General features: G+C 73.4%; 16 protein-coding genes. 7 read left to right on the top strand and 9 right to left on the bottom strand.

Annotated features, from left to right (window positions below):
- Positions 1 to 106: 106 nt before the first annotated feature.
- The 4 genes from E2C05_RS15920 to greB form a co-directional block, all read right to left on the bottom strand.
- A complete protein-coding gene (locus tag E2C05_RS15920; RefSeq protein ID WP_133220636.1) occupies positions 107 to 1,084 on the bottom strand; it encodes a tripartite tricarboxylate transporter substrate binding protein in 978 nt (325 codons plus the stop codon).
- A gap of 47 nt (positions 1,085 to 1,131) precedes the next feature.
- Complete coding sequence (locus E2C05_RS15915) at positions 1,132 to 1,989, bottom strand: alpha/beta fold hydrolase (RefSeq protein ID WP_158292161.1); 858 nt, start codon at positions 1,987 to 1,989, stop codon at positions 1,132 to 1,134.
- A gap of 339 nt (positions 1,990 to 2,328) precedes the next feature.
- Complete coding sequence (locus tag E2C05_RS15910; protein WP_133220634.1) at positions 2,329 to 3,396, bottom strand: ROK family protein; 1,068 nt, start codon at positions 3,394 to 3,396, stop codon at positions 2,329 to 2,331.
- A 132-nt stretch (positions 3,397 to 3,528) separates the two neighbouring features.
- Complete coding sequence (greB, locus tag E2C05_RS15905; RefSeq protein WP_133220633.1) at positions 3,529 to 4,062, bottom strand: transcription elongation factor GreB; 534 nt, start codon at positions 4,060 to 4,062, stop codon at positions 3,529 to 3,531.
- Between the two features lie 94 nt (positions 4,063 to 4,156).
- On the opposite strand from greB, the gene recO reads away from it, so the two are divergent.
- The 4 genes from recO to E2C05_RS15885 all read left to right on the top strand — a co-directional run bounded on the left by recO (position 4,157) and on the right by E2C05_RS15885 (position 8,820).
- Entirely contained in the window at positions 4,157 to 4,921 is a 765-nt protein-coding gene (gene recO / locus E2C05_RS15900; RefSeq protein WP_133220632.1) for a DNA repair protein RecO, read from the top strand.
- 286 nt (positions 4,922 to 5,207) lie between these two features.
- Positions 5,208 to 5,669, top strand: a complete 462-nt coding sequence (locus E2C05_RS15895) for a hypothetical protein (RefSeq protein WP_133220631.1) — start codon at positions 5,208 to 5,210, stop codon at positions 5,667 to 5,669.
- Positions 5,670 to 5,703: 34 nt separating this feature from the next.
- Positions 5,704 to 6,390: a hypothetical protein gene (locus E2C05_RS15890; protein WP_133220630.1), complete on the top strand. Its 687-nt coding sequence runs from the start codon at positions 5,704 to 5,706 to the stop codon at positions 6,388 to 6,390.
- A 99-nt stretch (positions 6,391 to 6,489) separates the two neighbouring features.
- A complete protein-coding gene (locus E2C05_RS15885) occupies positions 6,490 to 8,820 on the top strand; it encodes a DNA topoisomerase IV subunit A (RefSeq protein WP_133220629.1) in 2,331 nt (776 codons plus the stop codon).
- 88 nt (positions 8,821 to 8,908) lie between these two features.
- Here the strand turns inward: E2C05_RS15885 and E2C05_RS15880 are convergent, their stop codons facing one another.
- Together E2C05_RS15880 and E2C05_RS15875 are read right to left on the bottom strand one after the other, a co-directional pair.
- On the bottom strand, positions 8,909 to 9,925 hold the full coding sequence (locus E2C05_RS15880; protein WP_200305648.1) for an SPL family radical SAM protein: 1,017 nt from the start codon (positions 9,923 to 9,925) through the stop codon (positions 8,909 to 8,911).
- Positions 9,926 to 9,962: 37 nt separating this feature from the next.
- Positions 9,963 to 11,024: a spore photoproduct lyase family protein gene (locus E2C05_RS15875; protein ID WP_133220627.1), complete on the bottom strand. Its 1,062-nt coding sequence runs from the start codon at positions 11,022 to 11,024 to the stop codon at positions 9,963 to 9,965.
- A gap of 105 nt (positions 11,025 to 11,129) precedes the next feature.
- On the opposite strand from E2C05_RS15875, the gene E2C05_RS15870 reads away from it, so the two are divergent.
- From E2C05_RS15870 to E2C05_RS15860, 3 genes are read left to right on the top strand one after another with little or no spacing between them, the layout of a single operon-like run.
- Complete coding sequence (locus tag E2C05_RS15870; RefSeq protein ID WP_133220626.1) at positions 11,130 to 12,161, top strand: zinc-binding dehydrogenase; 1,032 nt, start codon at positions 11,130 to 11,132, stop codon at positions 12,159 to 12,161.
- Positions 12,162 to 12,188: 27 nt separating this feature from the next.
- Positions 12,189 to 13,382, top strand: a complete 1,194-nt coding sequence (locus tag E2C05_RS15865; protein ID WP_133220625.1) for an ABC transporter substrate-binding protein — start codon at positions 12,189 to 12,191, stop codon at positions 13,380 to 13,382.
- Positions 13,383 to 13,434: 52 nt separating this feature from the next.
- Positions 13,435 to 14,415, top strand: coding sequence for a UDP-glucuronic acid decarboxylase family protein (locus E2C05_RS15860; RefSeq protein ID WP_133220624.1), 981 nt, complete (start codon positions 13,435 to 13,437; stop codon positions 14,413 to 14,415).
- Between the two features lie 114 nt (positions 14,416 to 14,529).
- Here E2C05_RS15860 and E2C05_RS15855 read toward each other — a convergent pair whose 3' ends face one another.
- From E2C05_RS15855 to E2C05_RS15845, 3 genes are all read right to left on the bottom strand, one after another.
- The gene (locus tag E2C05_RS15855; protein ID WP_133220623.1) at positions 14,530 to 16,308 is read right to left on the bottom strand and encodes an O-linked N-acetylglucosamine transferase, SPINDLY family protein; all 1,779 of its coding nucleotides are present in this window, start codon (positions 16,306 to 16,308) and stop codon (positions 14,530 to 14,532) included.
- A 16-nt stretch (positions 16,309 to 16,324) separates the two neighbouring features.
- Positions 16,325 to 18,304 (bottom strand): O-linked N-acetylglucosamine transferase, SPINDLY family protein, encoded by a 1,980-nt coding sequence (locus tag E2C05_RS15850; RefSeq protein ID WP_133220622.1) that lies wholly within the window; start codon positions 18,302 to 18,304, stop codon positions 16,325 to 16,327.
- A gap of 245 nt (positions 18,305 to 18,549) precedes the next feature.
- Positions 18,550 to 22,323, bottom strand: coding sequence for a beta strand repeat-containing protein (locus E2C05_RS15845; RefSeq protein WP_133220621.1), 3,774 nt, complete (start codon positions 22,321 to 22,323; stop codon positions 18,550 to 18,552).
- Positions 22,324 to 22,677: the final 354 nt, after the last annotated feature.

Raw genomic sequence — 22,677 nt, 5'->3', positions numbered from 1 at the left:
GAAGGCTGCGCCGCCCTCGCGTCCCGATCGGGGGGCGGCCCCGCGCCGCGCCGCCATCGCGCCGGGCCGCGCGCCGCCGGCGGGCGCCCGGACTGCGCGGGCGGCGTCAATCCACGGTGATGCGGGCCTCTCGCACCAGCGCTGCCATCGCTTCCCGTTCCTGCCGCAGATAGGCGGCGAATTCCGCCGGCGCGCTGCCCAGGCCGATGGCGCCCAGCGCCGCCAGCCGCTGCTGCACGGCGACATCGGCCAGCGCCGCCTGGCAGGCGGCATGCAGCCGCGCCACCGCCGCCTCCGGCAGCCCGGCCGGGCCGTAGAGGCCGTTCCACTCCGCCTGGTCGAAGCCCGGGAAGCCCTGCTCGGCGACCGTTGCCACCTCCGGCAGTGCCGCGACCCGGGTGGCGGTGGACACCGCCAGCGCCCGCAGCCGCCCGTCCTGCACCAGCGCGGCGGCGGAGGCGACGGTGGCGAAGCCGAGATCGACATCGCCGGCCAGCACCGCCTGTAGCGCCGGCCCACCGCCGCGATAGGGCGCATGGATCAGCTCCACCCGGGCGCGGCTGGCCAGCACCGCCATGGCGATGTGGTTGGACACCGCGTTGCCCGAGGAGGAGTAGGTCAGCCGGCCCGGCTGCGCCCGTGCCCGGTCCAGCAGTGCCGCCAGGCTGCGGAGGGGGCTTTCCGGCCGCACCACGAGCACCAGCGGATAGACGGTGACCCGGCTGACCGGGGTGAAGGCGGTGGCGTAGTCGAAGGCGAGGTTGCGGAAGATGAAGGGGGCGACCGCCTGGTTGGCGGCATCGACCAGCAGCGTCGTGCCGTCCGGCGCGCTGCGCGCGGCTTCCTGCGCGCCGATGGTGCCGCCGGCGCCGGCCCGGTTCTCCACCACCACCGGCTGGCCGAGCATGCCCTGGAAGACCGGGGCGAAGAGCCGCGCCGTGGTGTCGGCGCCGCCGCCGGGCGGGAAGGGGACCACCAGCCGCACCTGCCGCGGCGGCGCCCAGTCGGCCCGCGCCGGCAGCGCCAGCCCGCCCAGCCCCGCCGCCAGCAGCGCACGCCGCCCCGTTCCCCGCGATCGGCCCATGGTCCCTGTCCCTCCCGGCGCGGCTCATGCCATGGCCGGGCCGGCCGCTACAAGCCGATGCGCCGGCGCAGCATGTCGAGCAGGACGGCGTTGAACGCCTCGGCGGCCTCATAGGCCACCCAGTGGCCGGCGCCGGGGATGACGCCCGTCCAGGCCTCCGGCTGCACCTCCCGCAGCGCCTGGAAGCGCAGCTCGAGCTCCGGCCAGGCGATCGCGTCCCGCTCCCCGTAGAGCAGCGCCACCGGGCAGCGCGCCCTGGCGATGGCGTCCTTCAGCGAGGTGCTGCTGGCGAAGCCGCGGCTCTTGAACCGGGCGGCCTGGGTGTTGGCTTCCTGGATCGCCAGGGCGAGCGCATCGATGTTGTGCGCATCGGCGAACATCAGGCTGGCGAGGTTGTGCCGATGCGCGGCGAGGCGTGCCTCGCCCGCCACGCTGCGGACCTTGACCAGCTCCGTCACCTGCCGCCGCAGGCCGAGCGCGCCGGCGCCGACCAGGGTGACGCTGCGCAGCTCCTCCCCCGCCTGGGCCGCGACATGGCCGGCGAGCAGGGCGCCGAAGGAGAAGCCGCAGAGGTCGTAGCGCCGGCCGGGGCCAAGGATGTCGGCGAGGCCGGCCCGCACCACCGCCGCGACCGGCGCGGGCGTGTCGGCCGGTGGCGGCAGGGCGCTCTCGCCCAGGCCCGGCAGGTCCGGGCAGACCACCAGCCGGTGCCGCGCGAGCGGCAGGATGTTGCGGGCCCAGTGCCGCCAGGACCCGCTGCCGCCATGGAACAGCACGAGCGGCGCGGCATCCTCGTCCGCCGGCCCCCAGACCCGCCAGGCCATGCGGCCCGCGCCGCAGGGCGTCTCGATCCGCCGGGCGTCGCGGTCCAGCGCGGCGAGGATGGCCTCCGGCGCCTCATCCATCCTGCCCGCCCCGTCCCGCATCATGCCCCGGCCCCGCATCCATCGCCCCGCAGCGGTTTGTCCGCCGCGCCGTGCGGGCTGGCAAGCGGTGCCGCGGGCCTGATCGCATCCCCGGCCGGACGCCGATCCGCCACAGGTCCCTGCCTGCGGGGGGAGGCACGCCGCGCGGCGGCCCGGCATCCGACGGGGCCGCACGGGAACCGGCGGCAGGCCGGCGCGCCATGCCGGGGCCAGCCCGGGACGCGGCTGCAGCCGATGCCGGCCGCATGACGGGGCCGCGGCACCGCCATGCGAGGGGAGGGCCCGCCGGGACGCGTCGCGGCCGCCTGCAGGCCCGCCTCAGCGCGGCCGGTTGGTGAAGCGGGCATTGCCCAGGCCGGTGCCGATGGTGAGCACGCCCCAGCGCGTCACGTCGCCCATCCAGGGGATCTGGCTGAGGCCCTGCACCACCGCGTCGTTGTGCATGACCACCACCGTCTCGTGGCCGTCGATCTCCGGCAGGGCGTTGCGCAGGCGCTGCGGCAGGTTGAAGCGGCTGCTCTCCCAATTGCCGGGCAGGTTCTGCGCGCCGGCGGCGATGCTGCCATCCGGCTCGATCTGGCCGGGGCAGCCCACGCCGATGAAGGGGGCGAGGTGCAGGTCGCGCTTCTCCGCCTTGCGGACCAGGTCGAGCATCATGGCGCAGAGCCGGTCGATCGCCGCCTCCCGCGCCGGCCTGTCGGCGCGGTGCTGCCAGATCTCGCATTCCCACATGCAGGCCTCGGACAGGTCGGGGGCCTTCTTCAGGTGCGGCCGGACGAGGCCGGCGCGGATGTTCGATCCGCCGATATCTACCGCCAGGACGGCGTCGTGCCCCTTGAAGATCCAGGGCGGGGCGAGATGGACGACGCCGATCATCCCCGCCTCGTCCGGGTCGTGGCGGATCGGGACCAGGTCCACCTCCACCTTCTCCGCCCGCAGCAGCATGGCGGCGCGGCCGATCGCCAGCTCCCCCACCCGGTTGCCGCGCATGCCGCCGCCGATGACGATCCGCTCGGTGCCCTGCCAGTCCTTCTCCTGCAGCAGGGCGCGCAGCACGGCGGCGAGGTTCTGGGCGAATTCCTCCACCACGCTGTGGACTAGGCCGGCCACCTCCGGCGCGCCGTCCGCCAGCAGCTCGTCCAGCCGCTTGCGGGGAATGTCGGCGCTCTTCGCCTCGCCCAACGGGTCCGCCTGGCCGGCGGCCCGCAGGGTCTTCCGCCAATCCTCCAGGATGGCGCGGAAGGCGCGGCTGCTGGCGCGGTCGCCGAGGAAGCCGTCCGGCGTCCGCAGCTCGGCATTGTAGGTGTCCAGCGTCACGGCGGGCAGTGCGGCCGCCCCATGATCCTGGAAGCGGGGCGGGGTGGGGCGGGCGGGCGCTTCGCTCATCCGGCGCCAACGCCGGCGGCGGCGGTCCGTTGCGTGCCTGCGCCGTGCCGCGCGGGTGTCCTGCCGGCGCGCGTCGGCGGGATGCATGCGGCGTCGCCCGCGGCCATCGCGGCCGCCGCCGCGCCCGGGTCGTCAGGCCGCGGGATAGGCGATCGCCACCACCTCGATCTGCTCGCTGCCCTGCGGCGTGCGCAGGGTGACGAGGTCGCCGACGCGCTTCCCGAGCAGGGTGCGCGCCACCGGCGAGACCCAGGAGATCCGGCCGGCGGCGCTGTCCGCCTCGTCCACGCCGACGATCGTCACCGTGACTTCCCGGTCATCCTCCCGCGCATAGGTGACGGTGGCGCCGAAGAAGACCTGGTCGCGCTTGGCCTGCGCGGAGGGGTCCACCACCTGCACCCGCTCCAGCCGCTTGCGCAGGAAGCGGACGCGGCGGTCGATCTCGCGGAGCCGGCGCTTGCCATACTGGTAGTCGGCATTCTCCGACCGGTCGCCGAGGCCGGCCGCCCAGCTCACCACCTCCACCACCTTCGGCCGCTCCTCGGACCACAGGCGCCGCAGCTCCGCCGCCAGCGCGGCGGCGCCGCCGGGCGTCATGTAGAAGGGGGTGCCGGGGGGCAGGCCGGGCGGGCCGGCCTCCTCGTCCTCGTCGTCGTCCTGGGGCATCGGCCGTGGTGTAGGCCGGATCGGCGCGGGGCGCGACGGCGGCATCGCCGGCCGTATTTCGCTTTCCGTTCCCGCCACCCCATATGCTGCGGCCATGGAATGGCAGGGCCCCGCCATCGTGCTGGACGCCCGCCCGCTCGGCGAGAGCGGCGCGGTGGTCTCGCTGCTGACGGAGGCGCAGGGACGGCATGCCGGGCTGGCCCGCGGCGGCGCCTCCCGCGCCCAGGCACCGGTCTGGCAGCGCGGCAACCTCGTGGAGGCGCGCTGGGTGGCGCGGCTGGCCGAGCAGCTCGGCAGCCTGACCGGCGAGCTGGTGCACCCGGCCGCGGCGCTGGCGCTGGACGACCCGCTGGCGCTGGCCCTGCTGAATGCCGCCTGCGCGGTGGCGGAGGCCGCGCTGCCGGAGCGCGAGCCCTATCCTCGCTGCTTCCAGGGCCTGCTCTCCCTGGTCGCGCGCCTGGGGGAGGGTGCGGCGGCGCTGCTGCCCGACCTGGTCCGCTGGGAAGCGGCGCTGCTGGCCGAGCTGGGCTACGGCCTGGACCTCGCGCGCTGCGCCGTCACGGGTGCGGCGGACGACCTGGTCTGGGTGTCGCCCCGCACCGGCCGCGCCGTCAGCGCCGCCGCCGGCGAGCCCTGGCGGCACCGGCTGCTGCCGCTGCCGCGCTACCTGCTGGGGCAATGGGGCGGGGAGGGGCCGGCGGAGTGGCTGGCCGGCCTGCGGCTGACCGGGCATTTCCTCGCCCGCGATGTCCTCGGCGACCGGCCGGGCGGGCTGCCGCAGGCGCGGGCGCTGCTGCAGGACCGGGTGGCGGCGATGGCCGGGCCGGAGGTCCAGGACGCCGCCCGGCCCGGCCCGTGAGCGTGCGTGCAGTGCGGCCCGTCGGTGCCTGTCGCCGCCGGCACGTGTCGCCACGGGGCATCGCTTCGCAGGGCCGATTGCCGCCACAGGGCCCGCGGCCGCGGCGCAGGCGGGTCCGTGCGGGCGCCGCTCGGCCCGGTGCAGGAACATTCCTCGCGGCCCTGTCCGGCCCATCCGGCGACGGGCTGCCACCGCGGCTGATCCCGGCCGATGCCGGCAGGCTGCGGTTGTGGCAGGCGGCGGCGCGTGCAAGCCTCCGGTTCGCACCCGCCGCGGAGGCTTCGCCATGCCGCTCGCCCGTCTCCGGCTGACCGCCCTGGTCCTTGCCGCGCTGCTGGCCGCGCCCGTGGGTGCGCCGGCGGGTGCCGAGCCCGCCCGCTTCATCGAGCTGGTGCCGAGCGGCGGCGAGGTGCCGGTGCATCTCGCGGTGTCGCAGGTCGTGCGCGTGGCCCGCGTGGACCAGGCGACGGCGATCGACACCATCTCCTATGTCCAGCAGCAGAGCATCGAGCCGGTGGAGGCGGTGGCGCAGCGGCTGATGGCCGCCGGGCTGCGCCTGGTGCCCCTGACCGACCTTGCGAACCGCCGGCTCTACGTGGCGCCGGAGCGGGTCGTGATCGTCCGCCGCTCGCCCGAGCGTCACGCCGAAGGCGCGCGCGCCTCCCTGGTGATGGCTGGGTTGCGCCTCCGCAACGACGTCGCGGTGCGGGAGACGGTGGAGGAGGTCATGGCCGCGCTCGGTCGCTGACGGGCGGGGCAGGCAGGCGGAGGGGAGACGCCAGATGGGGACCAGCACGATCATGGTCATCCGGCATGCGGAGAAGCCGGACAGCTACGGGGCGGCCGCGACCGCCTATGCCGGCGTGGATGCCACCGGCAGCTTCGCCGGCGCGAAGGACGGCGCGGAGCATCTGGTGACGCAGGGCTGGCAGCGCGCGGGCGGCCTCGTCTCCCTCCTCGCGCCGCGGGCACCTGGCGCGGCGCCCCGCCCGCCGCTCGTCGTGCCGCAATACCTGTTCGCCGCGGATCCCGGCACGCTGGCCGACCGGCATTCGCCCAGCAAGCGGCCGGCGGAGACGCTGGACGGCGTCGCCGCCGCGCTCGGCCTGGCGGTGAACACCAGCTTCGCCAAGGACGACTACGCCGCCATGGTGACCGCCGCGCTGGCCTGCGACGGCCCGGTGCTGATCTGCTGGCAGCACGAACTGATCCCGCTGCTGCAGACGGATGGCAAGACGCCCGGCATCGCGCAGGAGATCCTGACCCAGACCGGCACGCCGGCCGCGCTGGCCCATGGATGGCGCGTCCCCTCCGCCTGGCCCGAGGGGCCGCTCTGGCCGGGCGGCAAGGCGGAGGCGCGCTACGACCTGGTCTTCGTCTTCCAGCGGGCCGGCGACAGCGGGCCGGTGGCCGAATTCTCCCTGGTCGGGCAGTACCTGCTGGCCGGGGACGCCGCCCCGCCGGCCTGACCGGCCGGGAGGACCGGCAGGGAGGCTGGCCGCGCCGCGGTGGCGCCGGCCGGTCGGAGGCGCTAGAAGACCCGGGAACATAGCGCGAATCCCGGATCCATGCCCGACGACATCAAGCTTCCGCCGGCCGGTCCCGAAGGGGGCAACATCAAGGATGCCCGGCTGGCCGATGCGCTGTCCGAGCGCTACCTAGCCTATGCCCTGTCCACCATCATGTCCCGCAGCCTGCCGGATGTGCGGGACGGGCTGAAGCCGGTGCATCGCCGCCTGCTCTGGGCCATGCACCAGCTGAAGCTGGACCCGGCGGCGGGCTTCAAGAAATGCGCCCGCATCGTCGGCGACGTGATGGGCAAATACCACCCGCATGGCGACGCCGCGATCTACGACGCCATGGTGCGGCTGGCGCAGGATTTCGCCGCCCGCTACCCGCTGGTCGAGGGCCAGGGGAATTTCGGCAATATCGACGGCGATAACGCCGCGGCCATGCGCTACACCGAGGCGCGGCTGACCGAGGTCGCCCAGGCCATGCTGGCCGGGATCGACGAGGACACCGTCGATTTCCGCGCCACCTATGACGGGGAGGAGCAGGAGCCGGTGGTGCTGCCGGCCGCCTTCCCGAACCTGCTGGCGAATGGCGCCAACGGCATCGCCGTCGGCATGGCGACCAGCATCCCGCCGCACAATGCCGGGGAGCTCTGCGCCGCGGCGCTGGCGCAGCTGGAGGTGTTCCGCGAGCGCAAGCTCACCTTGGAGCAGGTGCGGCTCATGGCGCCGGCGCTCGAGGAGGGCGCGGCGCCGTCGAAGCGCGCCGAGTTCCTTGAGACTTGCCTGGCGCCGATGCTGAAGGTGCTGCCCGGCCCCGATTTCCCGACCGGCGGCGTGCTGGTGGAGCCGAAGGAGGCGGTGCGGGAGGCCTATGCCACCGGCCGCGGCGGCTTCCGGGTGCGGGCGCGCTGGGAGAAGGTGGCGGGCAAGAACGGCACCTGGCAGGTCGTTGTCTCCGAGATCCCCTACCAGGTCGCCAAGGCGAAGCTGATCGAGCAGATCGCCCAGCTCATGGAGGAGAAGAAGCTTCCCCTGCTGGGCGACATCCGCGACGAGAGCACGGACATCGTCCGCATCGTGCTGGAGCCGAAGAGCCGCACGGTCGACCCGGCGGTGATGATGGAGACGCTGTTCCGCGCCACGGCGCTGGAGGCGCGCATCCCGCTGAACATGAACGTGCTGGATGCCGACCGCACCCCGCGCGTCATGGGCCTGCCGGAGGTGGTGTGGTCCTGGCTGGACCACCGCCATGTGGTGCTGGTGCGGCGCACCGAGCACCGCCTCGCCGCCATCGCGCGGCGGCTCGAGATCCTCGCCGGCTACCTGATCGTCTACCTCAACCTCGACGAGGTCATCCGCATCGTCCGCGAGGAGGACAAGCCGAAGGATGCGCTGATGGCGCGCTTCGAGCTGACCGAGGTGCAGGCCAACGCCATCCTCGACATGCGGCTGCGCGCGCTGCGCAAGCTCGAGGAGATGGAGATCCGCAAGGAGCACACGAAGCTCGCGAAGGAGCAGAAGGCGCTGCAGGGGCTTATGCAGTCCGAAGGCAGGCGCTGGGAAACGATCGAGGCCGAGCTGCGCGCGACGCAGGAGAAGTTCGGCGCCGGCGCCCTGGGCACCCGGCGGACCGAGACGGGCCGCGTCCTGCCGGCGGTGCTGGTGGACGAGGCCGCCTTCGTCGAGAAGGAGCCGATCACCGTCATCCTGTCCGAGAAGGGCTGGATCCGCGCCCAGAAGGGCCACATCGCCGAGGATGCCGAGCTACGCTTCAAGGAAGGCGACGGCCTGCATACCTGGGTGCATGCGCAGAGCACCGACCGCATCGTCATCTTCGCCACCAACGGCAAGGCCTATACCCTGAAGGCGGAGGCCATCCCGCGCGGCCGCGGCGACGGCCAGCCGGTGCGGCTGATGGTGGACCTGACGAACGAGGACGCCATCACCCACATGTTCGTGCATGCGGACGGGAAGCGCTATCTGGTCGCCGCCACCGATGGCCGCGGCTTCGTGGTGAAGGGGGAGGACCTGCTGGCCGAGAAGCGGACCGGCAAGCAGGTGCTGGTGGTGGAGGCCGGCAAGGAGGCCTGCGCCTGCGCCCCGGTGGAGGGCGACACGGTCGCGGTCATCGGCACCAACCGCAAGCTGCTGCTCTTCCCGCTGGACCAGGTGCCGGAGATGGCGCGCGGCCGCGGCGTGCAGCTGCAGAGCTACAAGGATGCCGAGCTGTCGGACCTGAAGGTCTTCGCCCGGAAGGAAGGGCTGAGCTGGATGCTGGGCGACCGGCAGCGGGTGGAGACCGACCTGACGACCTGGCGCGGCAACCGCGCCGGCGCCGGCAAGCTGCCGCCGAACGGCTTCCCGAAGAGCAACCGCTTCGAATAGGCGGATCGCCGCCGGGCGGAGCCTTGCGACCGGCAAGGATGCACCGCGGATGGCGTTCGGGACCGGACGCGGTCCGCGGTCGCGCCGCTCAGGTCCAGTAGAGCTGGCGCGCCTGCGGCAGGTGGCGCGCCAGGCTGGCCTCGAGCGCGGCCCGTAGTTCCATCATCCGCTGCTTCGGGAAGACGTGTTTCGTGCCGCCGAACTTCGTCGTCTTCCGCGTCCGCCCGGCCTCGTCCATCGGCAGCGCGCTGCCGGGATACCAGCCGCGCAGCACCGCGCGGGAGCCCTCGGTGAAGCGGTGGGTGAAGAGTTCCACCGTCAGGTCCGGATCCGGCACGCCGGACAGCGCCGCGGCGCAGTCCGCCAGCAGCCGGTCATACTCCGCCTGCCAGTTCGGCACGGGCAGGATCGGCGCGACGGTCAGGCCGATGCGGTAGCCCGCCAGTGCCGCCTGCCGCAGGGCCGAGAGCCGCGCGGCCATGCGCGGTGCGCCACCCTCGAAGCGTTCGGCGCCCCTGGCATTGACCGAGATGCGGATGCGCGTGCGGCGGGCATGCGGCAGGCCCAGCAGCGGCGCGACCCCGTCGTATTTCGTGGTGAAGCGGAACTGCACCGCGGCGTCCCATGCGCCGAAGAAGCGGATGGCGGTGCCGAGGGCGCCGGTGATGTGCTCCAGCCCCAGCGGGTCGGTGTAGCAGGATCCTTCGAAGGTCGTGCCCTCCGCCGCGCGCGCGGCATTGCGCGACGTGACCTGGCCCTGGCCCAGCAGCGGCGGCAGCGCGGTCAGGATCTCCGGCAGGTTGGCATAGGCGCGGATGATCGGCGGCCCGGCGAGGGAGCCCGCGAGGTAGCAATACTGGCAATGCGCCGGGCAGCCGGTGGCGAGGTCGAAGCGCCAGTCGGCACTGGGCGGGATGGGCTGCGGCCGGCGCCGCGATGGCGGCGCCACCACCAGCGCCAGCGTGGACTTGGCATCGCGGTAGGTGTCGGGCAGGCCGGTCAGCCGGTCGCCCTGCAGCCGCACCACCTCGGCGCCCAGCGCCGCGGCGCGCTCCGCCATCGCCGCGCCCTCCGCCCAGGACAGCGCGGCTCGGGTCGCCAGCACGCGTCGCGGCACCCAGGGCCTTGCCGGGGGAAGGGCGTCAAAAGGCATAGCGCACCGTGCAATAGGGCATGCGTGCCGCCAGCAGGTCGCGGAAGCGCTGCAGCCAGCGGCCCTTCCACCCCGTGCGGTAGCGCAGGTTCACCGCGCCGGATTCGCTGCGCTTCTCCTCCTGGATGTCGGGGCGCCAGAGCAGCTCCTCGGCCTTCGGGTGCCAGGCGAGGTTCACCTCGTGCAGCGCGGCATTGTGGGTCAGCATGATGATCTCGGCCGCCAGCTGGTCCTTCACCGCGGCGGGCAGGGTGTCGTCCAGCTCATCGAACAGCGCGCCCCACTCCGCCTCCCAGCCCTCCCGCAGCACCACCGGCGAGAAATTCACCTGCATCTCGTAGCCGGCCCGGTGGAGCTCGGGGATGGCGGCGATGCGGGCGGCGACCGGCGCGGTGCGGACATCCAGCAGCTTCGCCAGCCCGTGCGGCATCAGCGACATGCGGATGCGCGTCCGGCCTTGCGGGTCGTAGCCGAGCAGGTCCGGGTTCACCCATTTGGTGGCGAAGCTGCCCTTGGCGTTCGGCAGGCCGCGGAACAGCGCGACCAGGTCGCGGACATTGTCCGACAGTATGGCATCGACCGAGAGGTCGCCGTTCTCGCCGAGGTCGTAGACCCAGTCGCGCGGGTCCACCTGGTTCGGCGCCCGCTTAGGGCCCTGCTGCCCGACATGGCGGGCGGTGGCGGCCAGCACCTCCTCGATATTGGCGAAGACGGTGATCGGGTTCGCATGCCCCTTGCGCCGCGCGACGTAGCAATAGGCGCAGGCCATGGCGCAGCCATTGGAGGTGGAGGGGGCGATGAAGTCCGCGCTGCGGCCATTCGGGCGGAAGGTCAGGCCCTTCTTCACGCCCAGCACCAGCGCCTCCCGCTTCGGCCGCAGGTAGTCGCCCGGATCGCCGTCCCGCAGCTCCGGGATGCGCCAGTGGGACGCGACCGGGATGCGTTCCGCCTGCGGGAAGCGGGCCAGCACCGCTTGGCCGCGCGGCAGCGCCTCGGCCGCGGGCTCGACATAGATCCGGCGGATGTCGAGGAAGGGCGAAGCAGGCGTCATCACGCGGTGAGATGGGGGCGGGGCGCCGGAACGTCAGCCTTTCCTTCCGCTTGCGCGGGGCCGCGCGAAACGCATAGCCTGCTAGTCAAACACGGGGAAACGTCCATGCGCGCCGCCGTCTTCGAAGGCATCGGGCGCCCGCTGGCGCTGCGCGACCAGCCGGAGCCGGAGATCGGCCCCGGCGACCTGCTGCTGCAGGTGGCGGCCTGCGGCATCTGCGGCAGCGACCTGCATGCCTCCGACGTGCCGGATTATGGCCTCCGCCCCGGCACGGTGCTGGGCCATGAATTCGCCGGCACGGTCATCGCCTCCGGCGACCCCGCCTTCCGTGCGGGCGACCGCGTCGCCGGCATCCCCTTCGCCCCCTGCGCGGAGTGCGAGCCGGCGGGTGAATGCCGCCAGGGCCTGGCCGCCACCTGTCCCGGCGTCCGCGGCCAGGGCTTCTCCCCCGCCGCGCCCGGCGCCTATGCCGAACGCGTCCGCATCCGCGCCAGCCAGGCGCTGCGCCTGCCCGACGCCGTGGGGTTCGAGGCGGGGGCACTGCTGGAACCGCTGGCGGTCGGCGCCCATGCCGTGGCGATGGCGGACATGCCGCGGGGCGCCCGGGTGCTGGTGACCGGCGCGGGGCCGATCGGGCTGGCGGTCGCGTTGCTGGCCCGGCTGGAAGGCGCCGGCGCGGTGGTGGTCAGCGAACCGGCGCCGGCGCGGCGGGAGAGGGCGGCGCGGCTGGGCGCCACCGCCGTGCTCGATCCCGGCGCGGCGCCCCTGGCCGAGGCCTTCCGCGCGGCCGCCGGCGGCCCGCCCGACCTGATCTTCGAATGCGTCGGCATCCCCGGGATGCTGCAGCGGATGGTGGAGCTTGCGCCGCCGCGCGGCCGCATCGTGGTGGTGGGCGTCTGCATGGAGGAGGATCGGCTGCGGCCGCGCATGGCGATCCGCAAGGAACTGAGCCTGCGCTTCGTCCTCGCCTATGACCGCGCCGACTTCGCCCGCGTGCTGCGGCATGTCGAGGCCGGGGCGATCCGCTGGGAGGATTTCGTCACCGGGGTGATCGGGCTGGCGGCGCTGCCGGCGGAATTCGAGGCGCTGCGGCGGCCGACCAGCCAGGTGAAGGTGCTGGTGGATCCTGCAAGATAAGCGGGAACGGCAAGGAGGGAGGACAGGATGGACCGCAGGACCCTGCTGCTGGCCGGCGCCGCGCTGGCCGCGCCGCGGCTTGCCCACGCCCAGGAGACGCCGGGCGTCACGGCGACCGAGATCCGCTTCGGCGGCACCACGGCGCTGTCGGGCCCCGTCTCCGCCCTTGGCGTGCAATGCCGCGCGGTGGAGGGCGTCTGCCGCATGGTGAACGAGGCCGGCGGCATCGCCGGCCGGCGCCTGACCTACATCCTCTACGACGACGGCTTCTCCCCGCCCAAGACGCTGGAGCAGGTGCGGCGGCTGGTGGAGCAGGACCGCGTCGCCTTCCTGTTCAACATGCTGGGCACCGCGCCGAACAACGCCGTGGTGCGCTACGTGAACCAGCGCAAGGTGCCGCATTTGTTCCTATCGGTGAACGGTGACAAGTGGGGCGACTACGCGACGAACCCCTGGACCACGGGCTTCGCGCCGAGCGCGCGGACGGAGGCGCAGGTCTTCGCCCGGCATGCGCTGGCGGAGAAGCCCGATGCCCGCTTCGCCCTGCTGCACCAGAACGACGATTTCGGCCGCGACTACGTCCATGGCCTGCGCGACGTGCTGGGCGCCGCCTATGACCAGCGCGTCCGCGTCGCCTCCTACGAGGTGACGGACCCGACGGTGGACAGCCAGCTGATCGCCCTGCAGGGCGCCGACGTGCTGATCTCCGGCGTCACGGCGAAATTCGCCGCCATGGCCATCCGCAAGATCCACGAGATGGGCTGGAAGGCGACGCACTACATCGCCAGCGGGGCGAGTTCGGTCGCCGGGGTCATCCAGCCCGCGGGCGTGGAGCGGGCGACCGGCACCGTGTCCTCGGCCTATCTGAAGGACCCGAACGACCCGGCCTGGGCGGCCGATGCCGGCATGGCGGAGTACCGCCGCTTCATGGCGCGCTGGCTGCCGGAGGCCGACACCACCGACATCTACTACACCTATGGCTACACGGTCGCGCTCGTGCTGGTGCAGGTGCTGGCGCAGTGCCAGGGCCAGCTGACGCGGGAGAGGATCATGCGGGAAGCCGCCAATCTCCGCGGCCTGGAGATCCCGACGCTGCTGCCCGGCATCAAGGTGGATACCTCGCCCACCGACTACCGGCCGCTGCAGCAGCTTCAGCTCATCCGCTGGGATGGGCGGATGTGGCAGCGCTTCGGCCCGGTGATCGACGGGGCGGCGGCGTAACGCTTCCCTAACCCGCGTCGGGCCAGCCTGCCCTGTCTGGCAGGAGGGCGGCATGAAGCGCGGGCGCAAGCGGGTCCTGGTCACCGGTGGGGCAGGCTTCCTCGGGTCGCATCTCTGCGATCGGCTGCTGGCCGATGGCGCCGAGGTGCTCTGCGTGGACAACTTCTTCACCGGGGACAAGGAGAACATCCGCCACCTCGCCGATCATCCGCGGTTCGAGGTGATGCGGCACGACATCACCTTTCCGCTCTATGTCGAGGTGGACGAGATCTACAACATGGCCTGCCCGGCCAGCCCGGTGCACTACCAGTACAACCCGGTGCAGACCGTAAAGACCTCCGTGCATGGCGCGATCAACATGCTGGGCCTGGCCAAGCGCACCGGCGCCAGGATCCTCCAGGCCTCGACCAGCGAGGTCTACGGGGACCCGACCATCCACCCGCAGCCCGAGGAATACCGCGGCAACGTCAACCCCGTCGGCCCGCGGTCCTGCTACGACGAAGGCAAGCGCTGCGCCGAGACGCTGTTCTTCGACTACCACCGGCAGAACCGGGTCAACATCCGCGTCGCGCGCATCTTCAACACCTATGGCCCGAGGATGCATCCGAACGACGGACGCGTGGTCTCCAACTTCATCGTGCAGGCCCTGAAGGGCGAGCCCATAACCCTGTACGGGGAAGGCACCCAGACCCGGTCCTTCTGCTACGTCGACGACCTGATCGAGGGGCTGATGCGGCTGATGGCGGCGCCGGACGAGGTGACGGGGCCGATCAACATTGGCAACCCACATGAGATCACGGTGCGCGACCTGGCCGAGCATGTCCTGCGGCTGACCGGCGCGCGCTCGCCGCTCGTGCAGAAGCCCCTGCCGGCGGATGACCCGCTGCAGCGCTGCCCCGATATCGGCAAGGCACGCCGCCTGCTGGGCTGGCAGCCGACGGTGCCGCTGGAGGAAGGGCTGCGGCGCACCATCGGCTATTTCGCCGGCGTGCTGGGGGTGCCGTTGGCGAGGCCGGCGGACCTCGCCGCCTGAACCGCCGGGGGGATCCGGGGCCCCGGCGATCCTCCCCGTCGGGATCCCCGGGGACGATGCCCGGCAATCCTCCCCGCCGGCGCGGAAGCGCCGGCGGATGCCCGGATCGCCCAGTCAGGGCGTCAGGCGGATCGCCTCCAGCACCGCTTCCATCCGCTTGGTGAAGCCGGCGCTGTCGCCGATGCTGCGCCGCCAGGCCTCGCCCCCTGCCAGCGCCGCCCTGACCCCGGCATGCCGTGCCGGGTCCTCGCCCAGCCCCACGGCGATGGCGACGTAGTCGTCCACCGTTTCCGCCGCCAGCCCCGGCAGGCCCACCGCCCGCAGCAGCGCCCCCGCCATGCGGGAGGCGAAGGACCGGCCGGACAGCGTCACCAGCGGCAGCCCCATGCGCAGCGCGTCGCTGGCGACGGTGCCGGCATTGTAGGGCGTGGTGTCGAGGAAGAGATCGGCGAGGCGCAGCCGCGCCAGGTAGCGCGCAGGGTCGGTCCGCGGCGCCACCAGGATGCGCGCCGGGTCGACGCCGCGCAGCCTGGCCCGGGCGCGGAGATTGGCCTCGCCCAGCGCATTGTCCTCGGCCAGCCACAGCACCGCGCGCGGCAGGCGGCGCAGGATCTCCAGCCAGGCCTCGAACACGCTCTCGGTGATCTTGTAGAAATTGTTGAAGCAGCAGAGGACAAAGGCATCCTCCGGCAGGCCTTCCTCGGCCCGGGTCAGGGCCGGCAGGTCGGGCATGCGGCTGTCATTGGCCTGGTACAGCCCATCCAGCGGCAGCGGCCGCGGCGCGTAGTGCAGGGCCTGCTGCGGCGGCACCACATGGCTGTCGCAGATCAGCCAGTCCAGCTCCGGCAGCGGCACCGGCCCGATATAGCCGAGATAGGTCGCCTGCACCGGCGCCGGCTTCCAGCGCAGCAGGCGCAGCCGGGCGCCGGCGGTCAGCCCGTTCAGGTCCACCAGGATGTCGATCTCGTCGGCGCGGATGCGGCGCGCCGCGTCCTCATCCGGCATGGCGGCGATCGGCACGTGGTGGTCCATGGCGGCGACCAGCCGCCGCCGCAGGTCGGACCCGTCCTCCCGGCTCGAGCAGTAGCCGAAGACCTCGAAGCGGCTGCGGTCGTGCCGCTCCAGCAGCTCGACGATCAGGGTGCCCATGGCATGCCGGCAGAAGTCCGAGGACAGGTAGCCGACCCGGATGCGGTCATGCCGGTAGCCGCGCGCCGGCGCCAGATGCGCGGGCGCGGCGGGTACCTTGCGGGTGATCCAGGCTTCGGCGATGCGGCGCTGCAGGACGACGTCGTCGGTCAGCGCCAGGGCGCCCAGCGGGCCGGATTGCAGCACCAGGTCCTCCGCCGGCAGGCCGGGGATGCCCGGCTCGTGCAGCGGCCAGAGGCAGGCCTTCTGGCGGATATGGCTCCAGTGCTGGATCACGTCGGGCTGCCGCGGGTCGGCCAGCAGGCTGGCCAGCAGCGCCTGCTCGGCGCCGGCATAGTCCTTCCGCTGCTCCAGCAGGCGGCCCTGGTGGTTCAGCAGCGCGGTGCGCGCCTCGGCCGGCTGCAGGCCGCCCTGCCAGGCCGCGAGCGCGCCGTCGCCGTCCCCGAGTGCCTCCAGCGACAGGCCGAGATTGACCGCGGCCTGCCAGAGATCGGGCTTCGCCAGCAGCGCCTGGCGATAGGCATCGGCGGCGCCGGCGCGGTCGCCCAGCATCGCCAGGCGGACGCCCAGGTTGAACCAGGCGGCGAAGCGCTGCGGCATGGCGGGGTTGCCGTGCAGCCAGGCGCGATAGGCGATGACGGCCTGGTCCGGCGGCAGCGCATCGGCCAGCGCCACCAGCCGGTCCAGCGGCAGGTCCGCGACCATGTCCCCGGTCGCGGCGGGCGAGAGGTCGAGCGGCGCCATCCCGGGCTTCCTTTTCTCAGGCCGACGCGGCGGCGTGGCAGAGCCGCCGGTCGGGCGGCAGCGGCGCATAGGCCTGCCGCCGGGCCAGCGCGCCACGCCACCGCGCCTCGTAGTCCGGCAGGAAGGATGTCTCGGCCGCGTCGTGGTCCATGGCCGCGCCGATCTCGAGATAGGTGTCGAGATTGGTCAGGTCCGGCTGCGGCACCCGCCCGGCGATGATGTCGGCGCGGATCACGCGGTACAGGTCTTCCAGCCCCCGGACGAGGCGTGGCGTGTCGAACAGCAGGGCGCTGCCGCGCCCGGCCGCCAGCCTGTCGCGGTAGGGGGAAAGCAGGGCGCGGTCCTGGCCATAGGCGATGGCGCGGCGCACATACTCCCCGGGCCCAGCGCAGACGAAATCCGGCAGGCCGGCGGCGCGTACAAGGCTGGCGCAGACCCGCGCGGCGAAGCTGCGGCCCGGCACCGTCAGCACCGGCACGCCGGCCCAGAGCGCGTCTGACGCCGTGGTGTGCCCGCCATAGGGCAGGGTGTCGAGGAACAGGTCCACCAGCCCGTAGCGGCCCATATGGTCGCGGTTGGCGATGGCCGGGGCGAAGACCAGGCGGTCGGGCGCGATGCCGGCCGCCTGCGCTCGGTCGCGCAGGCTGCGCTCCGCCGTCTCGCCGCCCTGCATCAGCCACAGCACGCTGTCCGGCACCTGCCGGAGGATCTCCATCCAGCGGCCGAAGACGAAGGGCGTGATCTTCTGGACGCCGTTGAAGCAGGCATAGACCATGCCGCCTTCCGGCAGGCCGGCCTCCGCCCGGGTCCAGGGACGGTCGGCGCCGGTCGGGCGCTGGCGGTCATTCGCCTGGTAGCAGGGCAGGCGCAGCACCTTCTCGGAATACCAGGCCTCGCAGCCTTCCGGGATGATGTGCGGGTCGGCGATGATGTAGTGGTGGGTGGGGCTGCCCATCGTGCCGGGATATCCCAGCCAGTTGACGATGGCCGGCGCCGGCCGCCGCGCCAGCAGCCGGCTGCGGGCGCTGCGGGTATGGCCGTTGATGTCCACCAGGATGTCGACGCCGTCGGCCAGCAGCAGCGCCAGCGCGGCGTCGTCGTCCAGCGGGGTGATGTCGCGCCAGTGCTCCACGCTGTCGCGGATGCGGCGCTTCGTCGCATCCTCCTGCGGGATGCCGCAGTAGTAGACGAAGACCTCCACCGCCGCGCGGTCGTGCAGGCCGAACATCTCGGCGGTCAGGTGGCCGATCGCATGCTCCCGCAGGTCGGAGGAGAGGTAGCCGACGCGCAGCCGCCGGCCCGGCAGATCCGCCGCGCGGGCGGCAAAATCGGCCATGGTCAAGGCGCGGTCGGGATAGCCGACATCCTCCCGGCAGGCGGCATGCGCCACGGCCAGCTGCAGCAGCGGCTCATCGGCATAGTTCGCCAGGCTCAGCGGGGCGATGCGGCGCAGCAGCGCGGCGCGGTCCAGCCCGCCGACCGGCTGCAGCAGCGGCCAGGCGCATTGCCGCTGGCGCAGCGCGATCCAGTGCTGCACCGCGTCGCGCTGGGTTCCCTGGGTCAGCTCCACCACCTGGCGCAGCGCATCCTCGGCATGCGCCAGGTGCCGGGCGGCTTCCAGGGTCAGCGCCATCTGCCGGAGGGCGGCGGTCTTCCAGGCCAGGCTTTCCCCGGTCACGGCCGCGAGCGCGCCGGTGACGTGCAGCCAATGGCCCAGCGCCTCGGCCGGGGCCCCCGCCTGGGCCAGGACGGCGCCCAGGTTGATGTAGGGCGGCAGGAAATCCGGCTTGTGCCGGATGGCGGCGGCGAAGGCGTCGGCCGCGCCGGCCTGGTCGCCCAGCGCACCCAGCAGCACGCCCAGGTTGAACTGCACGGCGTGTAGCGCCGGGTGGTCGGGGTTGCGCGCCGTCCAGTCCCGGTACAGCGCGGCAGCGTCCGCCGCGCGGCCTGTGGCCGAAAGCGCCTGCGCGCTGCCGACCAGCTCGGCGATGCCCATCCTGCGCATCCCCCATGCGTGGTTGTCGTCGGCGGTGCCCTGGGACGGCCAGCGTGTCCATCCGGACATTCGGGCCGCTCCAGGCCAGGATCTGCGGAGCGAGGCCATGCGGAGCGGCGTTGCCGCCGCTCCGCGCTCCGCTCCCGAGCATTTCCTGTCCCGATGGAATCATCCGAACAGGTGAAGATGCTCCTAAGGCGGTGAGCCAGGGCTTGTCGGGCCCGCGGATGCGGGCCTGGCATGGCCTAGTAGAACAGGGCGCTGATCTGGTTGGTGGTCATGGCGCTGACCTGCGTGGCGGTCAGGCCGGCCTTCTGGCTGTCGTTCAGCACCGCGATGTCGGTCGTCTCCAGGCCGGCGATCTGCGTGGTGCTCAGCGTGCCGATCTGGGTGGAGGTGAGCCCCAGGATCTGGGTCGTGCTCAGTGCGGCGATCGAGGTGCTGGTGAGCGCCGCGATCTGCGTCGTCGTCAGCGCGCCGATCTGGCTGCTGCCGAGGCCGGCGAGCTGCGTGGTCCCCAGCGCCGCCAGCCCGGTGGTGGTCAGCGCCACCAGCTGGGACGTGGTGAGGGCGGCCAGCTGCGTGGTGCTGAGGCCGCTGACCTGGGTGGTGCTCAGCACGCCGATATCCGTCGCCTCGAGGCCGCGGATCTGGCTCGTGCCGAGGACGCCGAGCTGCGTCGTCGTCAGCGCCGATACCTGGGTGGTGGACAGCGCCGCGACCTGCGCGCTGGTCAGCCCACGCAGCTGGGTGGCCCCCAGCACGCCGACCTGGGTCGTGCTGAGCGACGAGAGCTGCGTGGTGCCGATGCCGGCCACCTGGGAGGAGGTGAGGGCGGCCAGCTGGGTGGTGGTCAGCGCCGTCGCCTGGGTGGTGGTCAGCGCGCCGAACTGGGCGGTGGTCAGCCCGCCGAGCTGCGCCGTGCCGAGCACCGCGAGGTCGGTGGTCTCGAGCGCCTGGATCTGCGTGCTGGTCAACGCCGCCAGCTGGGTGGCGCTGAGGCCGGCGACCTGGGTGGTGGACAGCGCGACGATGTCGGTCGTCTCGAAGCCCGGGATCTGGGCCGGGGCCAGGGCGGCGAGCTGGGTGGTGGTCAGCGCCGTGACCTGGGTGGTGGACAGCGCCGCCAGCTGCGCCGTCGTCAGCCCGCCGAGCTGCGTGCTGCCGAGGGCGGCGAGCTGGGTGGTCGACAACGCCCCGATCTGCGTCGTCGTGAAGCCCGCGACCTGGCCGGAGCCGAGCGCGGCGAGCTGCGTCGTCGACAGCGCGGCGACCTGCGTGGTCTCCAGCGCCCCGACCTGGGCGGAGGAGAGGCCGCGCAGCTGCGTCGCGTTCAGGACCGCGAGGTCGGTGGTCTCCAGCGCGCGGATCAGCGTGCTGGTCAGCGCGCCGAGCTGGGCGGAGCCGAGGCCGGCCACCTGGGTGGTGGAAAGGGCGACCACCTGGGTGGTGGAGAGGGCGGCGAGCTGGGCGGAGGTGAGGCCGCCGAGCTGGGAGGAGGCGAGGGCGCCGAGCTGGGTGGTGCTGAGGGCCTGGACCTGGGCGGTGGTCAGGGCGGCGAGCTGGGAGGAGGCGAGGCCGGCGAGCTGGGTGGTGGAGAGGATGCTGGCCTGGGTGGTGTCGAGGGCGGCCAGCTGGGCGGTGGAGAGGGCGCGGACCTGGGTGGTGGAGAGGACGCCGAGATCGGTGGTCTCGAGGGCGCGCATCTGGCCGGTGGTGAGGCCGGCGAGCTGGGTGGTGCCGAGGCCGGCGACCTGGGTGGTGGACAGCGCGACGATGCCGGTGGTGGTCAGCGCCGCGACCTGGCCGGAGGCGAGGCCGCCGAGCTGGGTGGTGGTGAGGCTGGCGACCTGGGTGGTGGAGAGCGCGGCGACCTGGGCGGTGCCGAGGCCGCGCAGCTGCGAGGCGGCGAGGGCGCCGAGCTGGGTGGTGGAGAGCTGGCCAAAGGCGGTGGCGGCGAGGCCGCCGAGCTGATCGGAGGCGAGGCCGCCGAGCTGGGTGGTGGTGAGCGCCGCGGCCTGGGTGGTGGACAGGGCGCCGAGCTGGGCGGCGGTGAGGCCGCGCAGCTGCGAGGTGGCGAGCACCGCGAGGTCGGTGGTCTCGAGCGCCTGGATCTGGGTGGTGGTCAGGCCGGCGAGCTGGGCGGAGCCGAGGCCGGCGACCTGGGTGGTGGAGAGCGCGACGATGGCGGTGGTGCCGAGGCCGCGCAGCTGGGCGGTGCCGAGCGCGCCGAGCTGGGTGGCGCTGAGGGTGCCGAGCTGGGTGGTGTTCAGCGCCCCGAGCTGGGCCGAGCCGAGGCCGACCAGCTGGGAGGTGGCGAGGCCGGAGAGCTGGGTGGTCGACAGCGCGCTGGCCTGGGTGGTGTCGAGGGCGCCGAGCTGGGCGGAGGAGAGGCCGCGCAGCTGGGTGGTGGACAGGGCGGCGAGGTCGGTGGTCTCGAGCGCGCGGACCTGGGCGGTGGTCAGGCCGGCGACCTGGCTGGAGACCAGCGCGGCGACCTGGGTGGTGCTCAGCGCGACGACCTGGGTGGCGTTCAGCCCGGCCAGCTGGCTGGTGCCGAGCGCGCCCAGCTGCGTCGTCGACAGCGCCGCCACCTGGGTGGTGGAGAGGGCGGCGAGCTGGGCGGAGGTGAGGCCGCCGAGCTGGGAGGAGGCGAGGGCGCCGAGCTGGGTGGTGCTGAGGGCCTGGACCTGGGCGGTGGTCAGGGCGGCGAGCTGGGAGGAGGCGAGGCCGGCGAGCTGGGTGGTGGAGAGGATGCTGGCCTGGGTGGTGTCGAGGGCGGCCAGCTGGGCGGTGGAGAGGGCGCGGACCTGGGTGGTGGAGAGGACGCCGAGATCGGTGGTCTCGAGGGCGCGCATCTGGCCGGTGGTGAGGCCGGCGAGCTGGGTGGTGCCGAGGCCGGCGACCTGGGTGGTGGACAGCGCGACGATGCCGGTGGTGGTCAGCGCCGCGACCTGGCCGGAGGCGAGGCCGCCGAGCTGGGTGGTGGTGAGGCTGGCGACCTGGGTGGTGGAGAGCGCGGCGACCTGGGCGGTGCCGAGGCCGCGCAGCTGCGAGGCGGCGAGGGCGCCGAGCTGGGTGGTGGAGAGCTGGCCAAAGGCGGTGGCGGCGAGGCCGCCGAGCTGATCGGAGGCGAGGCCGCCGAGCTGGGTGGTGGTGAGCGCCGCGGCCTGGGTGGTGGACAGGGCGCCGAGCTGGGCGGCGGTGAGGCCGCGCAGCTGCGAGGTGGCGAGCACCGCGAGGTCGGTGGTCTCGAGCGCCTGGATCTGGGTGGTGGTCAGGCCGGCGAGCTGGGCGGAGCCGAGGCCGGCGACCTGGGTGGTGGAGAGCGCGACGATGGCGGTGGTGCCGAGGCCGCGCAGCTGGGCGGTGCCGAGCGCGCCGAGCTGGGTGGCGCTGAGGGTGCCGAGCTGGGTGGTGTTCAGCGCCCCGAGCTGGGCCGAGCCGAGGCCGACCAGCTGGGAGGTGGCGAGGCCGGAGAGCTGGGTGGTCGACAGCGCGCTGGCCTGGGTGGTGTCGAGGGCGCCGAGCTGGGCGGAGGAGAGGCCGCGCAGCTGGGTGGTGGACAGGGCGGCGAGGTCGGTGGTCTCGAGCGCGCGGACCTGGGCGGTGGTCAGGCCGGCGACCTGGCTGGAGACCAGCGCGGCGACCTGGGTGGTGCTCAGCGCGACGACCTGGGTGGCGTTCAGCCCGGCCAGCTGGCTGGTGCCGAGCGCGCCCAGCTGCGTCGTCGACAGCGCCGCCACCTGGGTGGTGGAGAGGGCGGCGAGCTGGGAGCTGCGGAACGCCGCGAGCTGCGTGGTTGCCAGCGCCGCGAGGTCGGTCGTCTCCAGCCCGGCCAGCTGCGTGCTGCCCAGCGCCGCGATCTGCGTGCTGTTCAGCACCGCGATCTGCGTCGTGGTCAGCGCCGTGACCTGGGTGGAGCTCAGCGCACGGATGTCGGACGTCGTCAGCCCGGCGACCGCAGTGGTCGTCAGGCTCTGGATTGCCGTCGTCGACAATGCGCCGATAATGGACATCTCGCGCTCCAAGCCGCTTGTTCGGACACAGGTGACGCCGCGCCCGGCAAGGTCGGCCGGACACGGCAATCGGGAACCCGCACGAACCTTTTGTCGGCACGGATAGGCGGCGAGCCTGCCATGGCGGGGTTTTCGAAGCGGTTAAGGCCATGCCTGCCGCCTGCCGGCCGGAGCGATGCCTCGCCGGCATCGCCCCCGGCGGTGCCGGGTGCTGCGGCGATCGCGGCCCAGGGGGGACTGTCAGGAATTCCGTGTGCGTGCCGGTCAGTGAACGACACGGTCAGGCCAGGGCTTTGGTGAAGCGCTGACCGAAGAGCACGGCGAACTGGGCCTTGGCCATGGCCCATTCGCGGG

Source organism: Paracraurococcus ruber (genome assembly GCF_004353985.1).
Lineage (GTDB): Bacteria > Pseudomonadota > Alphaproteobacteria > Acetobacterales > Acetobacteraceae > Paracraurococcus > Paracraurococcus ruber.
This window is presented reverse-complemented; position numbering and strand designations above follow the sequence as displayed.

Coding starts and splice junctions, on each gene's coding strand:
- greB (WP_133220633.1), bottom strand. CDS start 4,062: ATGCCCCAGGACGACGACGAGGACGAGGAGGCCGGCCCGCCCGGCCTG.
- E2C05_RS15890 (WP_133220630.1), top strand. CDS start 5,704: ATGGGGACCAGCACGATCATGGTCATCCGGCATGCGGAGAAGCCGGAC.
- E2C05_RS15845 (WP_133220621.1), bottom strand. CDS start 22,323: ATGTCCATTATCGGCGCATTGTCGACGACGGCAATCCAGAGCCTGACG.
- recO (WP_133220632.1), top strand. CDS start 4,157: ATGGAATGGCAGGGCCCCGCCATCGTGCTGGACGCCCGCCCGCTCGGC.
- E2C05_RS15875 (WP_133220627.1), bottom strand. CDS start 11,024: ATGACGCCTGCTTCGCCCTTCCTCGACATCCGCCGGATCTATGTCGAG.
- E2C05_RS15870 (WP_133220626.1), top strand. CDS start 11,130: ATGCGCGCCGCCGTCTTCGAAGGCATCGGGCGCCCGCTGGCGCTGCGC.
- E2C05_RS15915 (WP_158292161.1), bottom strand. CDS start 1,989: ATGGATGAGGCGCCGGAGGCCATCCTCGCCGCGCTGGACCGCGACGCC.
- E2C05_RS15865 (WP_133220625.1), top strand. CDS start 12,189: ATGGACCGCAGGACCCTGCTGCTGGCCGGCGCCGCGCTGGCCGCGCCG.
- E2C05_RS15860 (WP_133220624.1), top strand. CDS start 13,435: ATGAAGCGCGGGCGCAAGCGGGTCCTGGTCACCGGTGGGGCAGGCTTC.
- E2C05_RS15920 (WP_133220636.1), bottom strand. CDS start 1,084: ATGGGCCGATCGCGGGGAACGGGGCGGCGTGCGCTGCTGGCGGCGGGG.
- E2C05_RS15895 (WP_133220631.1), top strand. CDS start 5,208: ATGCCGCTCGCCCGTCTCCGGCTGACCGCCCTGGTCCTTGCCGCGCTG.
- E2C05_RS15855 (WP_133220623.1), bottom strand. CDS start 16,308: ATGGCGCCGCTCGACCTCTCGCCCGCCGCGACCGGGGACATGGTCGCG.
- E2C05_RS15910 (WP_133220634.1), bottom strand. CDS start 3,396: ATGAGCGAAGCGCCCGCCCGCCCCACCCCGCCCCGCTTCCAGGATCAT.
- E2C05_RS15850 (WP_133220622.1), bottom strand. CDS start 18,304: ATGGGCATCGCCGAGCTGGTCGGCAGCGCGCAGGCGCTTTCGGCCACA.
- E2C05_RS15885 (WP_133220629.1), top strand. CDS start 6,490: ATGCCCGACGACATCAAGCTTCCGCCGGCCGGTCCCGAAGGGGGCAAC.